The sequence below is a fragment of the Dermacoccus sp. NHGro5 genome, assembly GCF_017565385.1.
Classification (GTDB): domain Bacteria; phylum Actinomycetota; class Actinomycetes; order Actinomycetales; family Dermatophilaceae; genus Dermacoccus; species Dermacoccus nishinomiyaensis.
Window position 1 is genome coordinate 40,670 of sequence record NZ_JAGEKQ010000007.1, and the last position, 26,139, is coordinate 66,808.

Annotated in this window: 23 protein-coding genes; 3 read left to right on the plus strand and 20 right to left on the minus strand. The window is 69.7% G+C overall.

Features of this window, described 5'->3' with window-relative positions:
* Positions 1-130: 130 nt before the first annotated feature.
* The 3 genes from J4Z35_RS03995 to J4Z35_RS04005 are packed head-to-tail and all read right to left on the minus strand — an operon-like array spanning position 131 to position 3,125.
* Positions 131-1,066 (minus strand): tyrosine recombinase, encoded by a 936-nt coding sequence (locus J4Z35_RS03995; protein WP_083603750.1) that lies wholly within the window; start codon positions 1,064-1,066, stop codon positions 131-133.
* Complete coding sequence (gene hisS / locus J4Z35_RS04000; RefSeq protein ID WP_038567972.1) at positions 1,063-2,412, minus strand: histidine--tRNA ligase; 1,350 nt, start codon at positions 2,410-2,412, stop codon at positions 1,063-1,065. Before hisS ends, J4Z35_RS03995 begins: the two co-directional genes overlap by 4 nt.
* Complete coding sequence (locus J4Z35_RS04005; RefSeq protein ID WP_074039225.1) at positions 2,409-3,125, minus strand: MBL fold metallo-hydrolase; 717 nt, start codon at positions 3,123-3,125, stop codon at positions 2,409-2,411. Before J4Z35_RS04005 ends, hisS begins: the two co-directional genes overlap by 4 nt.
* A 151-nt stretch (positions 3,126-3,276) precedes the next feature.
* On the opposite strand from J4Z35_RS04005, the gene J4Z35_RS04010 reads away from it, so the two are divergent.
* Positions 3,277-4,749, plus strand: coding sequence for a DUF349 domain-containing protein (locus J4Z35_RS04010; protein WP_243754847.1), 1,473 nt, complete (start codon positions 3,277-3,279; stop codon positions 4,747-4,749).
* 8 nt (positions 4,750-4,757) lie between these two features.
* Entirely contained in the window at positions 4,758-6,137 is a 1,380-nt protein-coding gene (locus J4Z35_RS04015) for a M18 family aminopeptidase (RefSeq protein WP_074039223.1), read from the plus strand.
* A gap of 136 nt (positions 6,138-6,273) precedes the next feature.
* On the opposite strand, the gene malQ is transcribed toward J4Z35_RS04015, so the two are convergent.
* From malQ to pdxT, 11 genes are all read right to left on the minus strand, one after another.
* Positions 6,274-8,517, minus strand: coding sequence for a 4-alpha-glucanotransferase (gene malQ, locus J4Z35_RS04020; RefSeq protein WP_006944828.1), 2,244 nt, complete (start codon positions 8,515-8,517; stop codon positions 6,274-6,276).
* Positions 8,518-8,603: 86 nt separating this feature from the next.
* Positions 8,604-10,958: a bifunctional (p)ppGpp synthetase/guanosine-3',5'-bis(diphosphate) 3'-pyrophosphohydrolase gene (locus J4Z35_RS04025; RefSeq protein ID WP_006944833.1), complete on the minus strand. Its 2,355-nt coding sequence runs from the start codon at positions 10,956-10,958 to the stop codon at positions 8,604-8,606.
* A 24-nt stretch (positions 10,959-10,982) separates the two neighbouring features.
* Positions 10,983-11,534: an adenine phosphoribosyltransferase gene (locus J4Z35_RS04030; RefSeq protein WP_313956479.1), complete on the minus strand. Its 552-nt coding sequence runs from the start codon at positions 11,532-11,534 to the stop codon at positions 10,983-10,985.
* Positions 11,524-12,651 carry a protein translocase subunit SecF gene (gene secF / locus J4Z35_RS04035; protein ID WP_006944836.1) on the minus strand — a complete coding sequence of 376 codons (1,128 nt, stop codon included), beginning with the start codon at positions 12,649-12,651 and terminating at the stop codon, positions 11,524-11,526. The genes J4Z35_RS04030 and secF overlap by 11 nt, the downstream gene beginning before the upstream one ends.
* Positions 12,651-14,504, minus strand: coding sequence for a protein translocase subunit SecD (gene secD / locus J4Z35_RS04040; RefSeq protein WP_006944829.1), 1,854 nt, complete (start codon positions 14,502-14,504; stop codon positions 12,651-12,653). The genes secF and secD overlap by 1 nt, the downstream gene beginning before the upstream one ends.
* Positions 14,501-14,806, minus strand: a complete 306-nt coding sequence (locus J4Z35_RS04045; protein WP_006944834.1) for a preprotein translocase subunit YajC — start codon at positions 14,804-14,806, stop codon at positions 14,501-14,503. Before J4Z35_RS04045 ends, secD begins: the two co-directional genes overlap by 4 nt.
* Before the next feature lie 84 nt (positions 14,807-14,890).
* Positions 14,891-15,985 (minus strand): Holliday junction branch migration DNA helicase RuvB, encoded by a 1,095-nt coding sequence (ruvB, locus tag J4Z35_RS04050; protein WP_006944831.1) that lies wholly within the window; start codon positions 15,983-15,985, stop codon positions 14,891-14,893.
* Complete coding sequence (ruvA, locus tag J4Z35_RS04055; RefSeq protein ID WP_006944830.1) at positions 15,982-16,587, minus strand: Holliday junction branch migration protein RuvA; 606 nt, start codon at positions 16,585-16,587, stop codon at positions 15,982-15,984. Before ruvA ends, ruvB begins: the two co-directional genes overlap by 4 nt.
* Positions 16,584-17,243 (minus strand): crossover junction endodeoxyribonuclease RuvC, encoded by a 660-nt coding sequence (gene ruvC, locus J4Z35_RS04060; RefSeq protein WP_062257625.1) that lies wholly within the window; start codon positions 17,241-17,243, stop codon positions 16,584-16,586. Before ruvC ends, ruvA begins: the two co-directional genes overlap by 4 nt.
* 132 nt (positions 17,244-17,375) lie before the next feature.
* A complete protein-coding gene (locus J4Z35_RS04065) occupies positions 17,376-18,149 on the minus strand; it encodes a YebC/PmpR family DNA-binding transcriptional regulator (RefSeq protein WP_038570805.1) in 774 nt (257 codons plus the stop codon).
* Between the two features lie 136 nt (positions 18,150-18,285).
* Positions 18,286-18,903: a pyridoxal 5'-phosphate synthase glutaminase subunit PdxT gene (gene pdxT / locus J4Z35_RS04070; RefSeq protein ID WP_006946839.1), complete on the minus strand. Its 618-nt coding sequence runs from the start codon at positions 18,901-18,903 to the stop codon at positions 18,286-18,288.
* Between the two features lie 75 nt (positions 18,904-18,978).
* On the opposite strand from pdxT, the gene J4Z35_RS04075 reads away from it, so the two are divergent.
* Positions 18,979-20,919: a potassium transporter Kup gene (locus tag J4Z35_RS04075; RefSeq protein WP_231729487.1), complete on the plus strand. Its 1,941-nt coding sequence runs from the start codon at positions 18,979-18,981 to the stop codon at positions 20,917-20,919.
* Positions 20,920-21,043: 124 nt separating this feature from the next.
* On the opposite strand, the gene pdxS is transcribed toward J4Z35_RS04075, so the two are convergent.
* The 6 genes from pdxS to J4Z35_RS04105 all read right to left on the minus strand — a co-directional run bounded on the left by pdxS (position 21,044) and on the right by J4Z35_RS04105 (position 26,129).
* Positions 21,044-21,952 carry a pyridoxal 5'-phosphate synthase lyase subunit PdxS gene (pdxS, locus tag J4Z35_RS04080; RefSeq protein WP_006946845.1) on the minus strand — a complete coding sequence of 303 codons (909 nt, stop codon included), beginning with the start codon at positions 21,950-21,952 and terminating at the stop codon, positions 21,044-21,046.
* 161 nt (positions 21,953-22,113) lie between these two features.
* On the minus strand, positions 22,114-22,773 hold the full coding sequence (locus J4Z35_RS04085) for a hypothetical protein (protein ID WP_062257619.1): 660 nt from the start codon (positions 22,771-22,773) through the stop codon (positions 22,114-22,116).
* The gene (locus J4Z35_RS04090) at positions 22,770-23,915 is read right to left on the minus strand and encodes a glycosyltransferase family 4 protein (RefSeq protein ID WP_062257618.1); all 1,146 of its coding nucleotides are present in this window, start codon (positions 23,913-23,915) and stop codon (positions 22,770-22,772) included. The genes J4Z35_RS04085 and J4Z35_RS04090 overlap by 4 nt, the downstream gene beginning before the upstream one ends.
* Before the next feature lie 3 nt (positions 23,916-23,918).
* Positions 23,919-24,863, minus strand: a complete 945-nt coding sequence (locus tag J4Z35_RS04095; RefSeq protein WP_062257616.1) for a phosphatidylinositol mannoside acyltransferase — start codon at positions 24,861-24,863, stop codon at positions 23,919-23,921.
* Positions 24,864-24,867: 4 nt separating this feature from the next.
* Entirely contained in the window at positions 24,868-25,488 is a 621-nt protein-coding gene (gene pgsA, locus J4Z35_RS04100; protein WP_062257612.1) for a phosphatidylinositol phosphate synthase, read from the minus strand.
* Positions 25,489-25,553: 65 nt separating this feature from the next.
* Positions 25,554-26,129 carry an HIT domain-containing protein gene (locus J4Z35_RS04105; protein WP_074039222.1) on the minus strand — a complete coding sequence of 192 codons (576 nt, stop codon included), beginning with the start codon at positions 26,127-26,129 and terminating at the stop codon, positions 25,554-25,556.
* Positions 26,130-26,139: the final 10 nt, after the last annotated feature.

Consider the following 26,139-nt stretch of genomic DNA (forward strand, 5'->3'; position numbering starts at 1 on the left):
CGTCGACTTCTGTGAACTCTCGGAAGTCACTCGAAAGCCTCCACTGATAGTTGAGCGTTTGGCATCACGCCAATCAGCACCAGATTAGCGCCCCGGGTGCGGCAACGCCCAAACCGTCGCCCGTCGACCGTCAGCGGGCGCGCGGATGCGCCGCCGCGAACGTCTCGCGCAACTGCTGCACCGACACCATCGTGTAGATCTGCGTCGTCGTCACCGAGGCATGGCCGACAAGCTCTTGCACGACGCGCACGTCGGCGCCGCCTTCGAGCAGGTGCGTCGCATAGGAATGCCGCAGCGTGTGCGGCGAGATCTCGCCGTCGAGCCCGGCCACCTCGGCCGCGCGACGCACGAGCCCGAACACGCTCTGCCGGCTCAACCTGCCGCCGCGCTGATTGAGGAACACGGCAGCCCCGGCCTTGCCCTTCGCCGCAAGAGCAGGCCGCTCACGCGTCAAGTAGGAGCCGAGCGCGTCGGCGGCGTAGCGCCCGAGCGGGACGATGCGCTCCTTGCTGCCCTTGCCGAACAGTCGCAGCGAACGCGACATCAGGTCGACGTCGTCGACGTCGAGCCCGACGACCTCACTCACGCGCGCACCGACCCCGTAGAGCACCTCGAGCAGCGCACGATCCCGGAGTGAACCGGCGTCCTCGCCATCGCCGGCAGCCGCGAGCAAACGTTCGACGTCAGCTAGAGGGATAGCCTTCGGGAGTTTGCGGGGCAACCTCGGCGGCGCGACGTCCGTCGCCGCGTCGGGCGCGTCCGTCTCGAGCGAAACGAACGCATGGAGGCGGCGGACGGCGACGAGCGCGCGTGCCGCGGAACTGGCCGCCAGCGGCGGATGGCCCTGGCCGCCCTCACGCAGCGATCGCAGGAACGCCTCGACGCGCGCCTCCTCGACCCCGTCGAGCGAGGTGACGCCGGAGGCGGCGAGGTAGCCGAGGTAACGCGTGACGTCACGTCGATATGCCGCGAGCGTGTGCGGCGAGAGGCCCCGCTCGACGCGCAGGTGATGCAGCCACTGCGTCATCACCTGCGTCAGTTCGAGCGAGGGCTCCAGGGCGCTCACGACGCCGGTGACGCCTCGGCGACCTCGAGTCGCACCTGCTCGTCGGCCGCGGGGAGCACCCAGCTCGTCGCGTCCGCATCGAACTGCTCACCGCTGCGGATGTCCTTGATCTGGTCGCCGGTCTCCCCCGCGCCCGGGAACCAGACGTACGGGATGCCGCGACGGTCGGCGAACTGGATCTGCTTGCCGAACTTGGCGGCCTTCGGCGACACGAGCGTCGGGATGCCGCGCTCACGCAGTGCCGCCGCGATCCGCATCGACTCGGCGCGTGAGGTCTCGTCGTTGACGGCGACGAGCACGGCCGTCGGCGTCGGACGGCTCGTGCGCAGGCCGCCGTCACCGATGAGCTTCGCGAGCAGGCGCGAGACACCGATCGACAGGCCGACGCCAGGGTAGGTCCTCTTGCCGTCACTCGCGAGCGAGTCGTAGCGCCCGCCGGAGCAGATCGAGCCGTAGCCCTCCTCGCCGACGAGCTGCGTCTCGTAGACCGTGCCGGTGTAGTAGTCGAGGCCGCGTGCGATCTTCAGCTCCGCGACGAGCAGGCCGGGTGCGTGCTCGGCGGCCGTCTCGACGACGACGCGTAGCTGCTCGAGGCCCTCCTCCAGCGTCGGGTGTTCGACGCCCAGTGCGCGCACCTGCTCGACGAAGGACGTATCGGGCGTCGAGATCGCCGCGAGGGCGAGGATCTTGTCGGCGGCGGCGTCTTCGACGCCTTCGGCGACGAGCAGCTCCCTGACCTTGGCCGGGCCGATCTTGTCGAGCTTGTCGACGATGCGCAGCGTGCCGACGATGTCGTCGATGCCGAGCCCGCGGTAGAAGCCCTCGGGGATCTTGCGGTTGTTGACCTGGATGCGGAACTCACCGATCGGCAGCCGCTTGAACACGTCCGCGATGACGAGCGGCAGCTCGACCTCGTAGTGGAACGGCAGCTCCCCCACGTCGACGATGTCGATGTCGGCCTGGACGAACTCGCGGTAACGCCCCGCCTGCGGGCGCTCGCCGCGCCAGACCGGCTGGATCTGGTATCGGCGGAACGGGAACGTCAGCTTGCCCGCGTTCTCGATGACGTAGCGGCTGAACGGCACGGTGAGGTCGAAGTGCAGGCCGAGGCCCGGCTCGGCCTTGTCGGCCTCGTCCGCAGCGAGGCGGCTGACGGCGTAGATCTCCTTGTCCGCGTCACCGCCCTTGCCCGTGAGGCGCTCGACGGGCTCGACCGCGCGCGTGTTGATCGGCTCGAAACCGTGCAACTCGAACACCTCACGGATGATGTCGAGCACCAGCTGCTCGGTGTAACGCTGCGCCGGCAGCCATTCGAGGAAGCCGGAGATGGGGGTCGGTTTGCTCATGCGCCAGATCCTTGGAGTGCTTGCAGGTACGGGTTGCTCACGCGCTCGCGCGCCATCGTGCTGGCCGGGCCGTGCCCGGGAAGGATGAGGGACGAATCAGGCAGCGGTAGCACCTTCGTGCGCAGGCTCTGCTGCATCGCCGCGTCGCTGCCGCCCTTGAGGTCGGTGCGTCCGATCGAGCCGGCGAACAGGACGTCCCCGGTGATGACGCTCTGGTTCACCGTCGCGGCGACGGCGTCGTCGAGCCCGTCGGGCACCTCGTCGACGGTGAACATGACGGAGCCCTCGGTGTGCCCCGGCGCGTGGGTGACGCCGAACGTCAGCCCCGCGAGTTCGAGGGGTTCGCCCTCGTGGATGGAGACGACCTTCTCGGGCTCGCGCCACGTCGCGCTCTTGCCGAACGACTGCTCAAGCATGCCGCGCAGCTGCGGGCCGAGCTGGTCATAGGGGTTGACGAGGCGGTAGCGATCGTCGGCGTGGATGTGCGCGGCGATCCGCCCACCGCACACCGGCGTCACGGAGAAGGTGTGGTCGAGATGGCCGTGCGTCAGCAGCACCGCCGTGGGCTTGAGATCGAGTTCGCCGAGGACCTCGAACAGCTGGTCGGTGACGCCGATGCCCGGGTCGACGACGACGCACTCGCTGCCGCGTTCACGGGCGAAGACGTAGCAGTTCGTACCCATCGCGGCTGCGGGGAAAGAGACGGTCAACACGTGCCCCAGCCTATCGGGCGCGCGCACGGGCCGTCCGACCCGAGGAACGCCGGGCCGCTGCGGGCACGCGGACGACCTCCTCCCCCTAGACTGATGACGTTGCTGTCCGGTCCGCGCGTACCCGCGGGTCGGCTACGTCGAGAAAAAGGTCATGACCGTGTCCGAGGACTCCACCATCCCCACACCCGCGTCCGTGAAGCCGAGCGTCGTGCCGAAGCCCCCGAGCGCGGCATCCAAGGCGCCGACCCCGGCCGCACCGACGTCGCCGTCGGTTCCTGCGGGCACCCCGGCAGCCGCCGCGACCGAGGCGAGCGCACCGGCCACGCAGGCGGCGCCCGCGCCGTCGGCCGCGGTGGAGACGCCGTCGAATTCGAACGCCGCCTCGTTCGGGCGCGTCGACGAGGACGGCACGGTGTACGTACGCACGCCCGACGGTGAGAAGGCCGTCGGCTCCTACCCCGGCAAGAGCGCCGATGAGGCCCTCGCCTACTTCGCGCGCAAGTACGACGAACTGCGCGCCGCGGCCGCCTTGCTGCTGCAGCGCGTGACGCAGACCGACATCAGCGCCCACGACGCCGGCGAGTCGCTCAAGACGCTGCGCAAGCAGGTCGCCGAGACGAACGCCGTCGGCGACCTGCCCGCGCTCGACAGCATCATCGAAGACATCGCGACGGCGCTGCGCGTCAAGCAGCAGGTGGAGGGTGAGGCCCGCGCCGAGGCGAAGAAGGAGGCCCTCGTCCACCGCGAGCAGCTCGTCGCCGAGGCCGAGCAGATCGCCGCACAGGATCCCGAGAAGGTGCAGTGGAAGAAGAGCACGACGCGCATGCGCGAACTGCTCGACGAGTGGAAGAACCACCAGAAGAACGGTGCACGTCTCGACCGTGACGTCGAGTCGGCGCTGTGGCAGCGTTTCTCCGCTGCTCGCAACGGGTTCGACAAGACGCGTCGCACGCACTTCAGCCAGCTCGACGAGCAACACGGCGCGGCGAAGAAGGAGAAGGAGCGTCTCGTCGCCGAGGCCGAGAAGCTCGCCACCTCGAACGACTGGGGGCCCACGGCGTCGGCGTTCAAGCGCCTCATGAGCGAGTGGCGTCAGGCCGGGCGCGCGTCGCGTTCCGACGACGACGCGCTGTGGCAGCGCTTCAAGAAGGCGCAGGATGCGTTCTTCGCGGCGAAGGATGAGGTCGTCGCCGAGGAGAACAAGGTTTTCGAGGCCAACGCCAAGGTCAAGGAGGAGCTGCTGGCCGAGGGCCAGAAGATCCTGCCGGTCAAGGACCTGGGTGCCGCGAAGGCCCAGCTGCGCGCGCTGCAGGAGAAGTGGGACGCCGCGGGCAAGGTTCCGCGCAAGGACATGGACCGCATCGAAAAGGGTATGCGCCGCATCGAGAACGCCGTCCGTGACGCCGAGCAGGCGCAGTGGAAGAAGTCCGACCCCGAGGTGAGCGCGCGCGCCAACTCGATGGTCACCCAGCTCGAGAACGCCGTCGCGTCGCTGCGCAGTGACGTCGAGGCCGCCGAGGCCGCGGGCAACTCGAACAAGGCCGCGAAGCTGCGTCAGGAGCTCGAGGCGAAGCAGTCGTGGCTCGAGCAGGTGCGCTCGACCGCCAACGAGCTGGAGGGCTGAGAGGCATCATGAGTTTCGGATCCGGACGTTTCACGACGGATTCGGCCGCCGAAGGGTTGGTCGCGTACCTGCGCACCAGCCCTTCGCCGTTCCACGCGGTCGCATCCTCTCTGTCGATGCTCGTCGAGGCGGGCTTCACGCCCCTCGACGAGCGTGACGCCTGGGCGAGCGAGCCGGGACGTTACGTCACGACGCGCGGCGGGTCGCTCGTCGCGTGGTCGACGGAGCGCGTGCTCACTCGGCCGTTCGACGGCTCTGGTGGTGGCGCTGATGACGGTGACGCCGGCGGCGAGCGCGGCGCGGTCGCGTTCCGAGTCGTCGGTGCACACACCGACTCCCCCAACCTGCGCATCAAACCGCGCCCCGACCACGAGCGCGTCGGCTGGCAGCTGCTCGGCGTCGAACCGTACGGCGGCCTGCTGCTCAACTCGTGGCTCGATCGCGACCTCGGGCTGTCGGGGCGCGTCGCGGTACGCGAGGCCGACGGTAGCGTCGGTGAACGGCTGTTCGCCGTCGACGAGCCGCTGCTGCGCGTCTCGCAGCTCGCGATCCACCTCGACCGCTCGACCAACGACGCTCTGACGCTCAACAAGCAGCTGCACATGGAACCGTCGTGGGCGCTGTCGCAGGCACCACTGTTCGTCGAGTGGCTCGCCGAGCAGGTTCGCGTCGAACCGGTCGACGTGCTGAGCTGGGACGCGATGACGCACGACGTGCAGCCGGCCGCGCGCACCGGGTTGCACCGCGAGTTCGTCGCGGGCGCCCGGATGGACAACCTCGCGACGAGCTACGCCGCGACGCAGGCACTCATCGACGCCGTCGAGCGCCCGGCACCCGAGGGTGAGGTGCCGCTCGTGCCGCTCATCGCGCTGTTCGACCACGAGGAGATCGGCTCGATGTCGGAGCGCGGCGCGTTCTCGAACCTGCTGCCGACGATCTTCGAACGCATCATCTCGACGCTCGGCGGCGGGCGTGACGACGTGCACCGCGCGATGGCGCGCACCGTCATCGCCTCGGGCGACATGGCGCACGCGACGCACCCGAACTACGCCGATCGTCACGAACCTGCGCACCACATCGCGATGAACGGCGGGCCGGTGCTGAAGATCAACACGAACCTGCGCTACGCGACGGATTCGGTCGGCGCCGCCCACTTCGCCGCCGCGTGTCGGGAGGCGGGCGTGCCGGTGCAGGAGTTCGTCGTGCGCTCTGACCTGCCGTGCGGCTCGACCGTCGGGCCGATGACGGCGGCGCTCACCGGCGCGACGACCGTCGACTTCGGCGCCCCGACTCTGTCGATGCACTCGGCGCGCGAACTCGTCGGCGCCGCCGACCAGGCGATGTACGGCGCGGCCCTCGCAGCGTTCCTCGCTCCGGGGCGTGACTGACGGGTCGGCGCCTGGCGCGCACGGCCGCTGAGGTTGCACAAAGGTCCCCAGCTCGAGCCACATCGCCCGAGAACGCGTCAGCCGTGACTCGTTCTCGGGCGATGTTCGTGCGGTGACGCCGTACACCGCCGTGAGGTCAACCCTGGGCGGCGTGCTCGTTCAGCCCGGCGAAGATGCCGCACAAGCGCGCGGCGCGCTCGCTCGTGAAGACGTCCTCGAGCCGGATCGGCTCGCCGTCGGGGCCGGACAGCGGTACACGCCAGTTCGGGTACTCGTCGGCCGTGCCGGGCTGGTTCTGCACGCGCACGTCGCCGACGGCGTCGACGAGCGCGACGTTGAGCATCCGTGACGGCGTCGTGACGAGGAACGCGTGCAGTGCCTCGACGACCTGTTCGTTCGGCGCGTCGGCGTCATCGAGCAGGCCCTGAGCGACGAGAAACTCGCGCCACCGCCGGCGGTCCGCCTCGTCTCGCGCCAACTCGTCCTCGAGCGAGCCGTCGAGCAGCCCCAGCTCGTGACGCAGCCGCACGTGCGCGGCGTCGAGATAGCCGGCCGTCGGCGGCAGGTCATGCGTCGTCACCGACGCGAGGCACTTCTCGCGCCAATCCTCGGGTGGCAGCGGACGCTGCGCATCCCAGTCCTGTTCGAACCACAGGATCGACGTGCCGTACACGCCGCGCTCGGCGAGGAACGTCTGCACCCACGCCTCGAGCGTGCCGAGATCCTCCCCGACGACGAGCGCACCCGCGCGCTGCGCCTCGAGGACCAGGATGCCGATCATCGCCTCGTGGTCGTACGTCACGTACGTGCCGTCCTTCGGCGTCATGCTCTCCGGCACCCACCACAGGCGGAACAGCCCGAGAATGTGGTCGATGCGCACCCCACCGGCGTGGCGCAGGACGGTGCCGACGATCTCGCGGAAAGGCGCGTAAGCCGTCTCGGCGAGACGATCCGGGCGCAGCGGTGGCTGCCCCCAGTCCTGCCCGAGCTGGGTGAACTGATCAGGCGGAGCGCCGACGTGGATGCCCGCCGCGAACGCGTCCTGCAGGGCCCAGGCGTCCGCGCCCGCGGGGTTGACGCCGACGGCGAGGTCGTGGACGACGCCGAGCGCCATGCCCGCGGCGACGGCGTCCGACTGCACGCCGCGCAGCTGCTCGTCGAGGCACCACTGCAACCAGCGGTGGAAGTCGACCTCGTCGGCGTGCTCGGAGCCGAACCGCGAGACGGCGGGCGCCGTCGCGTCCTGATAATCGTGCGGCCAGGTTCGCCAGTCGGGCCCGAAGGTGCGGAACAGCACGCACCATGTCGCGAAACGGGTGAGCTGCTCGCCGCCGGCGCGGCAGTAGGCGTCGAACGCGGCCTGACGCCCCGGCGTGCGCCCGATCTGCCACAGGACTCGCAACGCCTGCTCCTTCGCCCCCCACGCAGCGTCGAGGTCGATGCGGTCGACGTCGTCGAGGCGCGCGTGGACATCCCGCGCCAGGTCGTCGATGACCCCGCGGATGTCGGCGGACGCGCTCGCGTACTCCTCGACGTGCTCGACCCGCAGGTAGAGCGGGTTGACGAAGCGACGCGACGTCGGCAGGTACGGCGACGGCTCCATCGGCGCGCTCGGTTGTGCCGCGTGCAGCGGATTGACGAGGACGTAGTCGGCGCCGTGCTCGGCCGCCGACCACACGGCGAGGTCGCGCAGATCAACGAGGTCGCCCACACCCCATGACCCCTGTGAACGCACCGAATACAGTTGCGTCGCCAGGCCCCACACGCGCTTGTCGCGCATCGTCGCCGGCACCTCGAGCACCCGCGGGGTGACGATGAGGCTTGCGCGCGCACCCGCGGCCCTCGTGTCGTGCCCGTCGCCGGCCTCGGTGGACGGGCGATCCTCGCCGTCGACGCGCGTGTCGTCACTGTCGCCGTCGCCCGCAGCAAGGCCAACAGGCGACACGATGACGGTGTGGTACCCCAGCGGCAGGTCGCCGTCCACGCGCGCGACATGCCGTTCGACGACGCGTCCGTCGACCTCGCGGGTCTCCTGCGCGCGCGACGACACCGTCACCGAGACATGCGTCCCGACCTCGGTGACGACGTGCACGGCCACCTGGTCGCACTCAACGACGTGCACCGGGAACTCGACATCGTCGCCCTCGCGCACGACGACGCACGGCGGCACGACGCGGCGCCACGGTGCGTCCCGACGCGTCTGCAACGCCGAGCGCACGGCGTCGGGCGTCGAAGCGTCGACGTCGAGCGCCGCCAGGACGGCGACGAGCGTGTCAGCCGCGACGCTGACGCGGGCCTTCTTCCAGTCCTCGTACTCGGTCGTGATGCCGTACGCCTCGGCGAGTTCGACGAGGTCAGGCGTGGCTGCGGAGTCGGTCACGGCGGGCGTCCGTTCGTGCGGGGGCAGGTCGCCGTCAGCCTATCGCTGGGCGCCGACACACCGTCGGCACCGTCAGCGGCTGCGGTTCACTCGTCCTCGTCGGCCGCCGGCGACGCGGCGGGCTTCACCTGCTCCGGCGTCGTGCGATGGTCGGCGCGCGCGCCGGTGCCGGTGATGCGGTAGACGTCGAACACGCCACTGACCTTGCGCACCGCGCGCATGACGTGGTCGAGGTGGCTCGCATCGCCCATCTCGAACGTGAACTTGCTGATGGCGACGCGGTTGGCCTGCGTCGACAGGTTCGCCGACAGGATGTTGACGTGCTGGTCGCTCAGCGCGCGCGTGATGTCGGAGAGCAACCCGCTGCGATCGAGCGCCTCGACCTGCAGCTGCACGAGGAACACGCTCGCCTGTCCGGGCGCCCACGCGACGTCGATGAGCCGCTCGGGCTGGCGACGCAGGTTTTCGATGTTCGTGCAGTCCTCGCGATGCACGGACACGCCCGAGCCCGTCGTGACGAACCCGACGATGTCGTCGCCCGGCACCGGTGTGCAGCAGCGCGCGAGCTTGACCCACACGTCGTCGGTGCCGACGACGGTGACGCCCGGATCGCCCGCACGTGAGCGCGGCGCGGTGCGCGGCGTCGTCGCCTCCGCCATGTCCTCCGTGGCTGCTTCCTCACCGCCGTGCGCCTTGACGAGGGCACGCATGACGGCTTCGGTCGAGACGTGCCCGTCACCGATCGCGGCGTACAGGGCGTCGATGTCGGCGTGGTTCATCCGCGTCGCGACCTCGGTCAACGACTCGTGCGACATGAGGCGCTGCAGGGGCAGACCCTGCTTGCGCAGTGTCTTCGCGAGGGAATCCTTACCCTTCTCGATGGCCTCCTCGCGGCGTTCCTTCGTGAACCACTGCTTGATCTTGCTCTTGGCACGCGGCGACTTGACGAACGTCAGCCAGTCGCGGCTCGGCCCGGCGCCGTCCGCCTTCGAGGTGAGCACCTCGACCGAGTCGCCCGTGACGAGCGTCGTCTCGAGTGGCGCGAGACGCCCGTTGACGCGCGCGCCGATGCAGTGGTGGCCGACCTCGGTGTGCACGGCGTACGCGAAGTCGACGGGCGTCGACCCGGACGGCAACCCGATGACGCCGCCCTTCGGCGTGAAGACGTAGATCTCGCGGCTGCCGACCTCGAAGCGCAACGACTCGAGGAACTCGCCCGGATCCTCCGTCTCGCGCTGCCACTCGAGCAGCTGACGCAGCCACGCCATGTCGTTCGTGCCCGTCGCCGGCGAGGCGCTGACCGTGCCGTCGGCGCTCGTCGCACCCTTCTTCGCGTCGTCCTTGTACTTCCAGTGCGCGGCGACGCCGTACTCGGCGCGACGGTGCATGTCGTAGGTGCGGATCTGGATCTCGACGGGTTTGCCGCCGGGTCCGATGACCGTCGTGTGCAACGACTGGTACATGTTGAACTTCGGCATCGCGATGTAGTCCTTGAACCGCCCCTGGACGGGCGTCCACCGCGTGTGCAGCGTGCCGAGCACGGCGTAGCAGTCGCGCACCGACTCGACGAGGACGCGCACGGCGACGAGGTCGTAGATGTCCTCGAAGTCGCGGCCGCGCACGATCATCTTCTGGTACACGGAGTAGTAGTGCTTGGGCCGGCCCGTCACCTCACCGGCGATGCGCGCGGCCCTTAGATCGGCCGACACCTGCTCCTTGACGGTGCGCAGGTACGACTCGCGCGCCGGTGAGCGGTCGGCGACGAGGCGGACGATCTCGTCGTAGACCTTGGGATAGAGCGTCGCGAACGACAGATCCTCCAGCTCCCACTTGATCGTGTTCATGCCGAGCCGGTGCGCGAGCGGCGCGTAGATCTCGAGCGTCTCCGTCGCCTTGCGCTGGGCGGACTCGGCGGAGACGTACCGCCACGTGCGCGCGTTGTGCAGGCGGTCGGCGAGCTTGATGACGAGCACGCGGATGTCCTGTGCCATCGCGACGACCATCTTGCGCACCGTCTCAGCCTGCGCGGCGTCGCCGTACGTCACCTTGTCGAGCTTCGTCACACCGTCGACGAGACGCGCGATCTCGGGCCCGAAGTCGTCGGTGAGCTGCTCCAGCGAGTAGTCGGTGTCCTCGACCGTGTCATGCAGGAGGGCCGCGGCGAGCGTCGGCGGCGTCATGCCGAGCTCGGCGAGGATGGTCGCGACGGCGAGCGGGTGGGTGATGTACGGGTCGCCGCTCTTGCGCACCTGATGACGGTGGCAGCGCTCCGCCACCTCGTAGGCGCGCTCGATCAGCGCGGTGTCGGCCTTCGGGTGCGTCTCACGCACCGTGCGCAGCAGCGGGTCGAGCACGCGGTTCAAGCCCGGACGCGGGCCCCCGAAGCGGACGAGACGGGCGCGCACGCGCGAGGTCGCGTTGGAACCGGACTGCTCAGCCATGCGCCGATCGTAGTGCCCCTGGCGTCAGTTGACGACGAGGCCCGTGTGGAGCTCCCACCGATCAAGCCGTTCGCGGCCGGGCAGGAAGGCCAGTTCGACGAGCACGTCGAGGCACGCCACACGCCCGCCGACCTTCTCGATCAGCTCGCAGGCAGCCACGGCCGTGCCCCCGGTCGCGAGCACGTCGTCGACGACGAGGACGTTCGCACCCGGCGTCACCGCGTCCGTCTGCACCTCGATCGTCGCCGAGCCGTACTCGAGGTCATAGGAGGCGGAGACGACGTCACCGGGCAGCTTGCCCTTCTTGCGGATCGGCACGAAACCGACGCCCATGCGCTGCGCCAGCGGCGCGCCGATGATGAACCCGCGCGCCTCGACGCCCGCGACGACGTCGACGCCGTCATGACGCTGGGCCAGCAGGTCGAGCACCTGTCCGAACGCCGCCGGGTCGGCGAACAGGGGCGTCAGATCCTTGAAGACGACACCGGGGCTCGGGAAGTCGGCGATGTCACGCGTGTGGCGGCCGACGACGTCGGCGATGCGCTGCTCGATCATCGCGGCGGCCTCAGTCGTCACGCTTGGCAGCGGGGTGGATGCCGCGCGTGCGCGCCGTCTGCGACGCGCCACCGCCCTGGGAAGGGGCCGGCGCCGTCACGACGCCCGAGGCGGACGCCGCGGTGGCGTGCTCGTCGTCGGTCGTGGCACGCGACTGGTAGCTCCCGGCTCGACGCGCGAGCTCCTGGACGCCCTTCTCGCGGCGGCGCAGGTCGGTCAGGGCCGGCGTCGCGATGAAGATCGACGAGAAGGTGCCCACGGCGATACCGATGAACAGGGCGACGGCGATGTCGAGCAGCGTGCTCGGGCCGATGAACAGCGCGCCGACGACGAGGATGGCCGAGATCGGCAGCAACGCCACGACGGAGGTGTTGATGGAGCGCACGAGCGTCTGGTTGACCGCGTAGTTCGCGGCCTGGTCGAAGCTGCGGCGGCCGGTCGCGAACGCCTCGCTCGTGTTCTCGCGCACCTTGTCGAACACGACGACGGTGTCGTAGATCGAGTAGCCGAGGATCGTGAGGAAGCCGATCATCGTCGCCGGCGTCACCTCGAGCCCGGTGAGGGCGTAGATGCCGACCGTGAAGAACAGGTCGTGCAGCAGGGCGATGAGCGCGGCCGCGGCCATCGTCCAGGTGCGGAAGTACAACGCGAGCAGGACGGAGACGAACGCGAGGAAGACGAACAGCGCGACGATCGCCTTGTGCGTCACCGTCTCACCCCACGAGGGGCCGATGAACGAGGACGTGACGTTGCTCGGCGACACGCCGAACTCCTTTGCGAGGGACGTCTTGACGGCGTCCGTCGCGTCGGCGGTGCCGTTGCCGAGCTTCTCGCTCTGCACGCGGATCGTGTCGGAGCCGAGCTTCGTCACGACGATGTCGGCGTTCGAGCCGGTCGCCGACTGGACGGCCTTCTCGGCGCGCGTGTCGTAGTCGTGCGTGCTCGAGACGCCGGGCACGCGCAGTTCCGAGCCACCGGTGAACTCGAGGCCGAAGTTGAGCCCCCGCCCGAACAGACCGACGGCGGCGAGCGCGAGCAGCAGCGCCGTCAGGGCGTACCAGCGCTTGCGCTTGCCGATGAAGTCGATCTGGCGGCGACCGGTGAACAGGTCGTTGCCGAATGTTGCGAGGCTGGCCATCAGGCTGTCTCCTCCTGTGCGGCGGCGCGGCGGCGGTCGGCGATCGTCACGCGACCGCGGCCCGCGTATGCGGCCTGACGGGCGCCCAGACGCGCGGGGTCGAGACCGGAGGCGGGGTGGCCGCCACCGAAGAACTTCGTGCGGGCGAGCAGGGCCAGCACCGGGTGGGTGAAGAACATGACGACGACGATGTCGATGATCGTCGTGAGACCGAGGGTGAACGCGAACGCCTTGACGGTGCTCTCCGACAGCACGTAGAGCACGGCGGCGGCGAGGAAGTTCACCGCGTCCGAGATGATGATGGTGCGCTTCGCGCGCGTCCATCCCGTCTCGACGGCGGCCCGCAATGGCCGTCCGGCGCGCACTTCGTCTCTGACGCGTTCGAAGTACACGATGAACGAGTCGGCCGTGATGCCGATGGCGACGATGAGGCCGGTGACACCCGCCATCGACAGGCGGAAGTTGTTGAGCGAGCCGAGCAGCGTGACGGCGAGGTAGGTCATCGCCGCGGCGACGAGCAGGCTCGCGACGGTGACGAGGCCGAGCGCGCGGTACTGGATGAGCGAGTACAGCACGACGAGGCCGAAGCCGATGGCTCCCGCGATGAGACCCTTCGTCAGCTGGTCGGAGCCGAGCTGGGGGCTGACCTGGTCGGAGGTGAGTTCCTTGAAGGACATCGGCAGCGCACCGAACTTCAGCGAGTCTGCGAGCAGCTTGCCGCTCGACTCGGTGAAGCCACCGGTGATCTTCGCCTGACCGTCCGTCAGCGGGGCCTGCACGGTCGGCGCCGAGATCGACTGACCGTCGACGACGATGGCAAAGCGGTTGCGGGGCTGCTCGAGCGGGGCGACGCGACGCGTCACGTTCGCCAGGGCCGTCTTGCCCGAGCCGTTGAGCGACAGGTTGACCGCGACCTCGCCGGTCTGGTTGCCCTGCTGGTTCGTGTCGAGGCCGCTGCTCGCGTCCGTCAGCTGCGAACCCTTGATCTCGACCGGGCCGAGGAGCAGCTTCTCGTTGCCCTCCTTCGCGCACATGACGGTCGGCTTGTTGTCAGGGGCGGCCGCGGCCACCTCCTGGTAGGCCGGGGTGCAGGCGTAGAGCTGCAGCAGCTGGTTGTACGTCGTCGACGGGGTCGCGATACCGGCCTTGACCCAGACCGAGTCGACCTTCTCGTTGCCCCACGCCGGGTCGCTCGCGTTGGCCGGGCCGGCGGTCTTGAATGCGGCCGGCAGTCGGTCCTTCGAACTGGACGACGGTGACGACGAGGCCGAGCTCGACGCAGAACCCGAAGCGGAGGCCGATGAAGACGGTGACGCGGACGCCGAGCCGGGGGCGCCGTTCTTGGCGGCGTTCGAGGGGTTGACGACCTCGGGCAGGCGATACGGCGAGGTACCCGTCGTGCTGCCCTGCGCGGCGGCGATGACTGCGCGGAAGTTGAGCTGCGAGCTGCGCGAGAGCGAGTCGAGCACCTGCTGGCTGGGGTTTCCGGGGATGGAGACGACGATGTCCTTCTCCCCCAGCGTCGTCACCTCCGCCTCGGACGTGCCGGTGGCGTCGACGCGGTTGCGGATGATGTCGACGGCCTGCTTGACCTGGCTCGAGTTGACGCTCTTGCCGCCTGTGACGACCGGTTCGAGGACGACGGTGCGCCCACCTTCGAGGTCGAGCCCCAGCTTCGGTGTCCAATGTCCCGTCGCAGCGATGCCACCGACGAGGACGAGGAACAGGGCGAGAAGCACGGCCAAGCCACGCTTGGGGTTGGTGTGCTTCGGCTTCTTGCGCGCCGCGGGGCGGTTCGAATCGACCGCATAACGGTTCTCGTCGGCGCGCTCGGCGCCTGCGGGCGTGCTCATCGACCCTTCTCCATCTCGTCGGGGGCTGCGGGCAGCAGGGCCCGACGATCGAACCTCACCACGGTGCCGGGGGCGATCTCGAGGTGTCCACTGACGTCGTCGAGTTCGCGCAGCGTGCCGAACAGCCCACTCGTCGTGCGCACCTCGTCACCGACGCGAAGCGCGGCCTGCGCGCGCATCGTCGCCTGGGAGCGCCGACGCTGCGTGAAGAACATCAGCGCGAGCAGGAGGAAGGGCAGCAGCACGAGCAGGATCGGGAAGCCCGAGCTTCCCGCCTGCGACTCGGCGACCAGGTACGGCATGTGGGTCCTCACGTCAGATCTCGAAGCGCCTCGCGCGCTCTCACCGGTGCGCGGTGCGCGGACTCGAGCGGTGGCCGCACCACCCTACCCGGTGAAACGTCCGCCCCCGTCGTCGGTGTCGCGCTGAAATGTCTCGGTGAAGTGCCCGTCCGGCGGGCGCAGCCCGAGGTGCGTCCACGCCCGCGGTGACGCGGCACGCCCACGCGGCGTGCGGATCATGTAGCCCTCGCGCACGAGATACGGCTCGGCCACCGTCTCGACCGTGTCGGGTTCTTCACCGACGGCGACGGCCAACGTCGACAGCCCGACCGGCCCACCCCCGAAGCGTCGGCACAGGGCTTCGAGCACCGCGCGGTCGAGGCGATCGAGGCCGTCGTCGTCGACGTCGAACAGCTCGAGCGCGGCACGCGCGGACGTCAGGTCGACGACGTGGCGCCCGTGCACCTGCGCGTAGTCACGCACCCGGCGCAGCAGCCGGTTGGCGATGCGCGGCGTGCCGCGGGAGCGGCCGGCGATCTCGGTGATGCCCTCACGCGTCGCGGGTACGCCGAGCAGGTCGGCGTTGCGGGCGAGGATGTCGGCGAGGTCGGCCGCGTCGTAGTAGTCGAGATGGCCGGTGAAGCCGAAGCGGTCGCGCAGTGGCGCCGGCAGCAGACCGGCGCGCGTCGTCGCACCGACGACGGTGAAGCGCGGCAGTTCGAGGGGGATCGCGGTGGCCCCTGGGCCCTTGCCGACGATGACGTCGACCCGGAAGTCCTCCATCGCGAGGTAGAGCATCTCCTCCGCGGGGCGGGCCATGCGGTGGATCTCGTCGAGGAAGAGCACCTCCCCCTCGTTGAGCGAGCTCAGGATGGCGGCCAGGTCACCGGCGTGCTGGATGGCAGGGCCGCTCGTGATGCGGATGGGCGCCTCGAGCTCACTCGCGACGATCATCGCAAGCGACGTCTTGCCCAGGCCGGGCGGGCCGGAGAACAGGATGTGGTCGGGCGGCGTCGCTCGGCGCCGGGCCGCCTCGATGACGAGGCTCAACTGCTCGCGCACGCGTGGCTGCCCGGGGAAATCGGCCAGCTTCTTCGGTCGCAGGGCCGCTTCGAGCTGCTGCTCGTCCTCGGTGCCGTTGGGGTCGACGAGGCGCGGCGAGACGTCGGCGCTGTGGTCCTCGAAGTGGGACGGGCTCATCGGCCCAGCTCGCGCAGCGCCAGCCGGAGCACGGTGGGCGTGTTCGCGCCCTCGGCCTCAGGACGGGCAGCCACCTTGGCGACGGCGTCCTCGGCCTGTTTCGCGCTCCAGCCGAGCCCGATGAGCGCCTCGGCGACCTGGTCGCCACCCGCAGTGGCCGGGACGACGGCCTGGGGCGCCGCCTGCCCGCCGTCACCACTGGCGGAGACGACCTTGTCCCGCAGTTCGAGGACGATGCGCTCGGCGCCCTTCTTGCCGATGCCGGGCACCTTCGTCAGCGCCCTGACGTCGCCGCCCGCGATCGCGGTGGCGAGCTGCTGCGGCGGGTGCACGGCGAGCATCGCGAGGGCGAGACGCGGCCCCACGCCACTGACCGTCTGGACCTGCTCGAACAGGGCCCGTTCGTCGTCGTCGGCGAAGCCGAAGAGTGTCAGCGAATCCTCACGCACGACCAGGGACGTCGCGAGGCGCATCGACTCCCCCGGGCGTGCCGCGGCGGCGGTTGCCGGCGTCGTGTGGACGAGCAGACCCACGCCACCGACCTCGACGACGACGCTGTCGAGACGGGCGGTGAGCACCTCACCGGTGAGGCTGGCGATCATGGGCGAACTCCCCTGTTGGCGGGTCGAGTGGCAGGCGCGCTCTGGGACGCGGCGCCGAGGGCGTCACGGTATGTCTTGCTGGCCGAGCGGGAACGTCGCGCCGCGGCAGCCGCAGCCTGCCGGTACGCGACGGCGGCCGGCGCTGCCGACGCTCCGTCAGCGCTCGCACCCCGGCGTGCCAACCCGCCACCGCGCCAGTGATGACAGATGGCGAGGGCGAGCGCGTCGGCGGCGTCGGCCGGTCTGGGAGCGACCTCGAGGCCGAGGATGCGCGTCACCATCGTCGTCACCTGCGCCTTGTCGGCGCGCCCGTTGCCCGTCACCGCCGCCTTGACCTCCGAGGGCGTGTGCAGCCCGAGCGGCAGGCCGCGTTCAGCCGCGGCGAGCATCGGGACGGCCGACGCCTGCGCGGTGCCCATGATCGTCGAGACGTCGTGGCGCGCGAACATCCGCTCGACGGCGACCGCATCGGGTTGGGTGCGCTCGAACACGGCGTCCAGTTCGACGCGCAACTCGTGGAGGCGTTCGTGCAACGGTAGGTCTGCCGAGGTACGGATGACCCCCACCGTCACGATCTGCAACGTCGAGCCCTGGCCCGTCGCGACGACGCCCACGCCGCAGCGCGTCAGACCGGGGTCGACAGCGAGCACCCGCACGTCACACCTCCGGCCTCGACGGGTGCGAACGACGCACCCGATAGAACACTTGTTCGCATCCACCGTACCCGATGCACGCGACGGCCGTGCCCCGCGGGGCACGGCCGTCGATCACTCACGGAACGACCGGGATCAGTCCTCGGCGTCCAGCTCGGCGAGAACCTCATCAGAGACCTGGCCGTTGGCGAAGACGTTCTGCACGTCGTCCGAGTCCTCTAGGGCCTCGATGACGCGGAACATCTTCTTCGCGCCGTCCTTGTCGAGCGGCACCTCCATCGACGGCACGAACGACGCCTCGGCCGAGTCGTAGTCGATGCCGGCGGCCTGCAGCGCCTCACGCACGCCGACGAAGTCACCCGCCTCGGACACGATCTCGAAAGATTCGCCGAGGTCGTTGACGTCCTCCGCGCCCGCTTCGAGCACGATCTCGAGCAGCGCGTCCTCCGTCGTGTCGGGCTTGTCGCCCTGCGCCTTCGGGACGATGACGATGCCCTTGCGGTTGAACAGGTAGGCGACCGAACCGGAGTCCGCCATCGAGCCACCGTTCTTCTGCAACGCGGTGCGGACCTCGGCGACGGCGCGGTTCTTGTTGTCCGTCAGGCACTCGATGAGCAGCGCGACGCCACCGGGCGCGTAGCCCTCGTACGTGAGGGCCTGGTACTCGGCGCCACCGGCCTCGGCGCCGGAGCCGCGCTTGACGGCGCGGTCGATGTTGTCGTTGGGCACCGACGACTTCTTCGCCTTCTGGATGGCGTCGTACAGCGTCGGGTTGCCCGTCGGGTCACCGCCGCCGGAGCGGGCCGCGACCTCGATGTTCTTGATCAGCTTCGCGAACAGCTTGCCGCGCTTGGCGTCGATCGCAGCCTTCTTGTGCTTCGTCGTCGCCCACTTGGAGTGACCGCTCATGTCTGCCTCTCGGATGCTCGTGCTGCCGTGCTCGAACACGCCCGATGCGGGGCGCGGGGCGAACGCGACGGCAGATGGGCGCGCTCGCTCGGATCGCGGGCCAGTCTAGCGCCGTCGCGAGCCGCGGCCCCAGTCGTCATCCGCGAGCGTGCTCGACCATGCGCACGAACAGGGCGTGGACGCGCGCGTCGTTCGTCACCTCCGGGTGGAACGACGTGGCGAGCAGATTGCCCTGACGCACGGCGACGACGGCCTCACCGCCCGTCGGCAGCGCGACGCTGGAGAGCACCTCGACGCCGGCGCCGACCTCCTCGACCCAGGGCGCGCGGATGAACACCGCCCGCACCGGGCCGCCGTCCACGCCGTCGACGGTGACGTCCGCCTCGAACGAGGCGACCTGACGACCGAACGCGTTGCGCCGCACCGTGACGTCGAGCCCGCCGAGCGTCTGCTGACCCGCCGTCCCGTCGAGGATCCGATCGGCGAGCAGGATCATGCCGGCGCACGAGCCGTAGGCCGGCATCCCCGCGGCGATGCGTTCGCGCAGCGGTTCGAGGAGGTCCCCCTGAGCGATGAGGCGCATCATGACCGTCGACTCCCCGCCGGGGATGACGAGTGCGTCGACGTTCGCAAGATCCGCGGCACGACGAACGCGCACGGCATGCGCGCCGACGTCCTCCAGCATGCGGACGTGCTCGACGACGTCGCCCTGCACCGCGAGCACCCCGATGACGGTCCGTGGCGTTGATTCCATGCCCGCGACCCTATGACACAGGCGTATCTGCTACCCGTGTGGCGCGCGCAGGGGCGGTGGCCCCATACTTTCCGGGTGAGTACTGAAGCGAGCGTGACGAGCGAGGGCGCGTCCACCCCCGAGTCGAACCCCGGCGGCCATGCCAAGAAGGGCATGGCCGCGCTCATGCTCGGCGCCCTGGGCGTCGTCTTCGGTGATATCGGCACCAGTCCGCTGTACTCGGTGCAGAGCGTCTTCAACGTCGACCACAACGCCGTCGTCGCCAACGAGAGCGACATCTACGGCGTCATCTCCTGGATGTTCTGGGCACTCACCATCATCGTGACGATCAAGTACGTCCTGTTCGTCCTGCGCGCCGACAACGACGGCGAGGGCGGCATCATGGCGCTCGCCGCGCTCGTGCGACAGGGCGTGCCCAAGGGCGGCAAACGCTGGGGCATCGTCATGATCCTCGGTGTCATCGGCGCGTCCCTGTTCTTCGGCGACAGCGTCATCACGCCGGCGATCTCCGTCATGTCGGCCATCGAAGGTCTCGAGACGGTGCATGAAGGGCTCACCGAGTACGTCGTCCCCATCGGCGCGATCGTCATCACAGCGCTGTTCTTCATCCAGCAGAAGGGCACGGACGCCGTCGGCAAGTTCTTCGGCCCCGTCATGATCGTCTGGTTCGTCACCCTCGCCGCGCTCGGCGTCAACCAGATCGTCCGCGACCCGGAGATCTTCCGAGCACTGCTGCCGACGTACGCGGGCAGCTTCGTCATCGGCCACCCCTTCATCGCGTTCGTCGCGGCCGGCTCGATCGTCCTGTGCGTGACGGGCGCCGAGGCACTGTACGCCGACATGGGCCACTTCGGTCGCGCGCCGATCACGCGCGCCTGGTTCGTGCTCGTCTTCCCCGCCCTCATCCTCAACTACATGGGGCAGGGCTCGCTCATCCTCAGCGACCCGAAGAACATCTCCAACCCGTTCTTCCTGCTCGCCCCCGAATGGGCCAAGCTCCCCCTCGTCATCCTCGCGACCGCGGCCACCGTCATCGCCTCGCAGGCCGTCATCTCCGGCGCGTTCTCCGTCGCCCGCCAAGCGGAGCGCTCCGGCTACCTGCCGCGCATGACGGTGCGTCACACCGGCGAGGAGGAAGAGGGCCAGATCTACATCCCCGGCGTCAACTGGGTGCTGTTCATCGGCGTCATAACGCTGCTGCTCGCGTTCCGCAGCTCCGAGAAACTCGCCGTCGCCTACGGCCTCGCCGTGACGGGCACGTTCCTCATGACGACGACACTGTTCCTCGTCTACGCGCAGAGCACGCTCAAGTGGCCCAAGTGGCGCCTCGTCGTCCTCGGCTTCTTCCTCTACCTGTTCGAGGGGATCTTCTTCACCGCCAACGTCGCGAAACTGTTCCACGGCGGTTGGCTGCCCGTCGTCATCGCCTGCGGCATCGGCCTGTCGATGCTGACGTGGCAGAAGGGCCGCGACATCGTCGCGCGCCGCCGCCACGACATCGAAGGCCCCCTCGACGACTTCGTGCGCTCCGCCCGCTGCGGTGACCTGCGCGAGGTCCCCGGCACCGCCGTGTTCCTCCACCCCGACCGGACGACGACGCCGCTCGCCATGCGTGAGAACGCCAACTTCAACCACGTCATCCACGAGAACGTCTTCATCGTGACGACGAAGAGCGCCAACGTGCCGCACATCGCACCGGAGGACACCGTCGTACTGGACCACCTCGGCAACGACTACGACCGCATCACGCACCTGACGCTGCGCTACGGCTTCCAGGACGACCAGGACGTGCCCGCCGCCCTGCGCATCGCCGCCGACCAAGGCGTCGACATCGACCCCGACACCGCCTACTACTTCGTCTCCGAGATCGGCCTCATCGACGCAGGCCGCCCCGGCATGTCCAAGCTCCGCAAACTGCTGTTCATGGCGATGAGCCACAACGCCGCCGTCCCCGCCGACTACTTCCGCCTCCCCAAGGAACGGACGGTGATGATGGGGGCTCAGATCCTTCTCTGATCCGCGAGCGGATCAAAGAAGGATCTGAGCCGTTGTCCCGCGTGCTGTCGCACCGAATGAGAATTGTCCGGGGCGAGCTTGCGAGCCCCGGACACGGCGAACCGGAAGACGAGCCGAGGAATTATCACCAACCCCGTTCGGACAGGCGGTGGGGTTCGGGGATCTCGTCGACGTTGAGGCCGACCATGGCTTCGCCGAGGCCGCGGGAGACCTTGGCAAGGGTGTCGGGGTCGTCGTAGAAGGTGGTGGCCTTGACGATCGCTTCGGCGCGTTGGGCGGGGTTGCCGCTCTTGAAGATGCCGGAGCCGACGAAGACGCCTTCGGCGCCGAGCTGCATCATCATGGCTGCGTCGGCGGGCGTCGCGATGCCGCCTGCGGTGAACAGGACGACGGGCAGCTTGCCCTTCTCGGCGACCTCACGCACGAGGGCGTAGGGAGCCTGCATCTCCTTGGCCGCGACGTAGAGTTCGTCCTCGGCCATCGACGTCAAGCGGCGGATCTCGCCGCGGATCTTGCGCATGTGCGTCGTCGCGTTCGACACGTCGCCGGTGCCCGCTTCACCCTTGGAGCGGATCATCGCGGCGCCCTCGTTGATGCGTCGCAGCGCCTCACCGAGGTTGGTCGCGCCGCACACGAACGGCACGTCGAAGGCCCACTTGTCGATGTGGTTGGCGTAGTCGGCGGGCGAGAGCACCTCCGATTCGTCGATGTAGTCGACGCCGAGCGCCTGCAGCACCTGCGCTTCGACGAAGTGCCCGATGCGCGCCTTCGCCATGACGGGGATCGACACGGCCTCGATGATGCCGTCGATCATGTCGGGATCACTCATGCGCGAGACACCGCCCTGCGCGCGGATGTCCGCGGGCACACGTTCGAGGGCCATGACGGCGACGGCTCCTGCGTCCTCGGCGATCTTCGCCTGCTCGGGGGTGACGACGTCCATGATGACGCCGCCCTTGAGCATGTCGGCCATGCCGCGCTTGACGCGGTCGGTCGCCACGGCGGTGTTCTGTTCGGAGCCTGCAGAGCTCATGTGTTCGTCCCTCTTTCTGATGGGCGCCGCGGATGCGACGCGAGAGCCCACGCTAGCCCCGAGACGGGCATGAAGGAGACAGATGATCGTCGATGGCAGCTACCGGCCACGGCATGATGGGGCCGACGACGCCAGCCCGAACACGGCTGCTCCGGCAGAAATCAGCGCCACGCGTCGGTGCGACCGAGGCCGTGGACGCGGGTGGCAAACGTGACTTCTTCCGGCAGCTGCGTGCGTCCAGCCAGGTGCAACGCCCGGACGATCGCCTTGGCGCGTACGCGACGTACGTCGCGTACGGCCTCGTTGTGGAATCGGTAGGCGAGTTCGACGCGATCGCATGCGTCCGCGAGACGCTGACGGGCCCCGTCGTCACCCTCCGCGGGCGCGCTGCCTGGGACGTCAGGCACGGTGCTGATCGGGCGGCGCCCAGCTGCTTCCGCCCGCGACGCGGCGCCGTCCGTCGCCGACGCGTCACCCACGACGAGCGCAAGCGTCTGCGTCAGCGCCGTCTCGGCCTGCGCACGCTCGACGGGTACGCCGACCTGTTGCACGTCGTCCGTGATGAGGGCGCCGTCGGCGGCCTGCAGCGAATCGGCCGCCGACGAGGCGAGCAGCAGCGCGCTCGCCGGGTCGAGAGCGGTGGCCTGCGCGTACTCGGCCGCGGCCTCGGCGCGGCGCACGAGCTGCGCGTCGAGCGAGGCCAGCGACCCCTCGACGCGAGCGTGCAGCCGGTCGAGGCGCGCTGCGGTGTAGCTGAGATACCAGGCGAGCGCGAGCAACAGCGCGACGACGACGGCGACGTCGGCCCACACGCCGCTCATGATCGGCGTCCCGCCACCGCGGCGGCCGCGGCATGCGAACTGCGGACCGTCTCGTACGCGGAGATGACCTGCTGCCCGACGGCCGACCAATCGTAGAGCCGCGCGCGCTCTCTCCCGGCCCGGGACAGGGCGTCACGCGCACCGCGGTCAGCGAGCACCCCCGTCACCGCATGCGCCAGCGCCGCCGCGTCGCCGGTGTCGAAGAGGACGCCGCAGCGGCCGTCGTCGAGCACGCGCGCGAAGGCCTCCAGATCGCTGGCGACGACGGGGGCGCCGGCGCTCATCGCCTCGATGAGGATGATCCCGAAGCTCTCGCCACCGATGTTGGGCGCGACATACGCGTCGCACGACGCCAGCAACGACGCCTTCTCGGCGTCGCTGAGCAGCCCGAGGAACTCGACGTGACCCTCAGCCGAGGCGGGCACCTCCCGCCGCGCCGCGTCGACGTCACCCGGCCCCGCGACGAGGACGCGCACCCCGGGGTGCGCCCGGGCGATGAGCGGGACGGCGTCGAGCAGAACGCGCAGGCCCTTGCGCGGCTCCCCCATGCGTCCGAGAAAGGCGATCGTCGGGCGCTCGCCCCCATCCTGCCAGCGCGCCTCGGGGCGAGCCGTCGCGAACCGGTCGACGTAGACGCCGTTCGGCACGAGCGCGGCGTCACCGCCGAGATGGCGCGCGACGGTGTCCCGCGCGGCGCGCGAGACGGCGATGCGCCCGGTGATCTTCTCCAGCGCCGGGCGCAGGAACGGTTGGGCGAGCTGCAGCGCGCGCGAACGCTCGATCGAGGTGTGGAACGTCGCGACGACCGGCCCGTCGTACGTGCGCAGCGCGAGCAGCGACACGCTCGGCGTCATCGGTTCGTGGACGTGCAGGACGTCGAAGTCGCCGCGCTCCACCCAGCGCGCCGTCCGGCTCGCCGCGACCGGACCGAACGCCAGGCGCGCGACGGAACCGTTGTAGCGGATGGGCATCGCTCCCCCGGCACTCGTCACGTACGGCGCACCCGCGTCGTCACCGTCGCTCGGCGCGAGGACGCTGACCTCGTGCCCTTCTGCGAGCAGGTACGTCGCGAGGTCGCGCACGTGCAGCTGCACACCGCCGGGCACGTCGAACGAGTACGGGCTGACGAGGCCGATCCGCACCGCTCAGCCCCGGCGCGCGTCGAGGTCGCGGACGAACACGCGCTGCATCATGTGCCAGTCCTGCGTGTGCTCGCGGATGGCGCCACCGAGCGCGTCGGCGCACGCCTGGACGGCGGTCTGCACGTCGGCGCGGGCATCATCGGTGTGGGCGATGTCGACCGCCGGGTGGAAGCGGATGTCGATGCCCCAGCCGCTGCCGCCGTCGCGCCGGCGGTAGGTGATCGTGATCGGCACGAGTGCCGCACCGGTGCGTCGGGCGATGACGGCGGGGCCGGCAGCGAGGCGGGCCGGCTCGCCGCACAGGTCGACCGTGACGCCGCGGCTCGTGAGGTCGCGATCCGACAGCAGCGGCGCGAACGCACCCGGTTCGCGCACGAGCGTCTCGACCTGGCCGAGGACGTTCTCGCCCTTGGTCAGCGGGATGATCGTCATGCCCAGCTCTTCGCGGAAGTGCAGGAACGCGCGGAAGAGAGCGTCGGGCTCGAGTCGCTCGGCGACCGTCGTCACGTGCGCGAGCTGTGTCGCCGACCAGGCGCCCGCGAGATCCCAGTTGCCGAGGTGGCCGAGGTAGGCGACGACGCTGCGTCCATCGGCGAGCATGCTGCGGGTCGCCTCGAGTTCACCCGAGGTGGTCACCCTCTCGGCGATCTGCTCGCGTGTCAGCGACGGCAGTCGGAACGCCTCGCACCAGTAGCGCAGGTACGAGCGCACGCCGGCGGCGACGAGCGCGTCGAGGGCTGCGTCGTCGAGTTCGGGGCGCGCGATCGCGTAGTTGGAGCGCATCCGCGCGACGCTCGGGCCGCCGCGGCGCGTCGTGACGTCCGCGATGACGTCGAAGAGGCGGTGGGCGGCGCGCTCGGGCAGCGCCCGCACGCCCCACCAGGCGCCCTTGAACGCTGCGACGGTGACGGCGTCGCGGGCGCGCGTCGTCAACCCCTCGGCGGCCACGCGCTCAGCCCTCGAACGGCTTGGCGAGGGCCTGCTTCCGCACCATGAGCATGCGCTGCACGACCGTGATGAACGATGCGACGGCGAGCAGCGTGAGCACGACGGTCAGCACGATCTCGGGCAGGAACCAGCCGACGAGGCCGGTCGTGACGAGCACGGCGACGAGACGGTCGGCGCGCTCGGCGATGCCGACGTTCGCCTGCATGCCGAGACCCTCGGCCCGGGCCTTGGCGTAGGAGACGACCGAGCCGAGCACGAGGCACGCGAGCGCGAGGCACGCCATGAGGAAGTTGTCGCCCTTGCCCGCGTAGTACAGGACGAGGCCGCCGAAGATCGCGGCGTCACCGACGCGGTCGAGCGTCGAGTCGAGGTAGGCACCCCACGTCGACGAGCGGCCCGACAGGCGCGCCATGTTGCCGTCGAGCATGTCCGAGAAGACGAAGACGGTGATGAACAACGTGCCGACGAGGAAGTCGCCGCGCGGATAGAACCACAGTGCACCGAACGCGACACCGACGGTGCCCACGATCGTCACGACGTCGGGGCTGATGCCGAGACGCAGCAGGAGCTGGGCGATGGGCCGGAAGATGGCGGAGAAAAACGCGCGCGCGTACTTGTTGAGCATGGTGGTTCAACTGTAGCGGTTCGATATACCCGTTCGAGGCAGCGCACTGCCCGTGGTGCCCGGTGTCAGTCGTTCGGCCAGTTCGCGACGATGCGCTGACGGCTGTCCTCGAGCAGCACCGGCAGCGCCTTGGTGCGCCCGATGATCGGCATGAAGTTCATGTCGCCACCCCAGCGCGGCACGATGTGCTGATGCAGGTGCGCGGCGACGCCGGCACCTGCGACGTCACCCTGGTTCATCCCGAGGTTGAACCCGCCCGGGTTCGACGCGGCCTTGAGGGCACGCACCCCGGCCTTCGTCAGCTTCATGAACTCCTCGGTCTCGTCGTCGGTGAGGTCGATGTACGAGGCGACGTGACGGTACGGGCACACGAGCAGGTGGCCCGGGTTGTACGGGAACAGGTTCATCACGACGAAACAGTGCTCACCACGGTGGACGATGAGGCCGTCGGCGTCGGTCTTCCTAGGCGACGCGCAGAACGGGCAGCCGTGGCCGGCGTCCTTTGTCGGACGCTCGCCCTCGATGTACGCCATGCGGTGCGGCGTCCACAGCCGCCCGAACCCGTCGGCCTCGCCCGCGAAGGCGCCGGCTTGCTCGATGAGGATGTCGTCCTGCGAATCAGTGTTGAACTCGTCGACCATGGCCCGATCC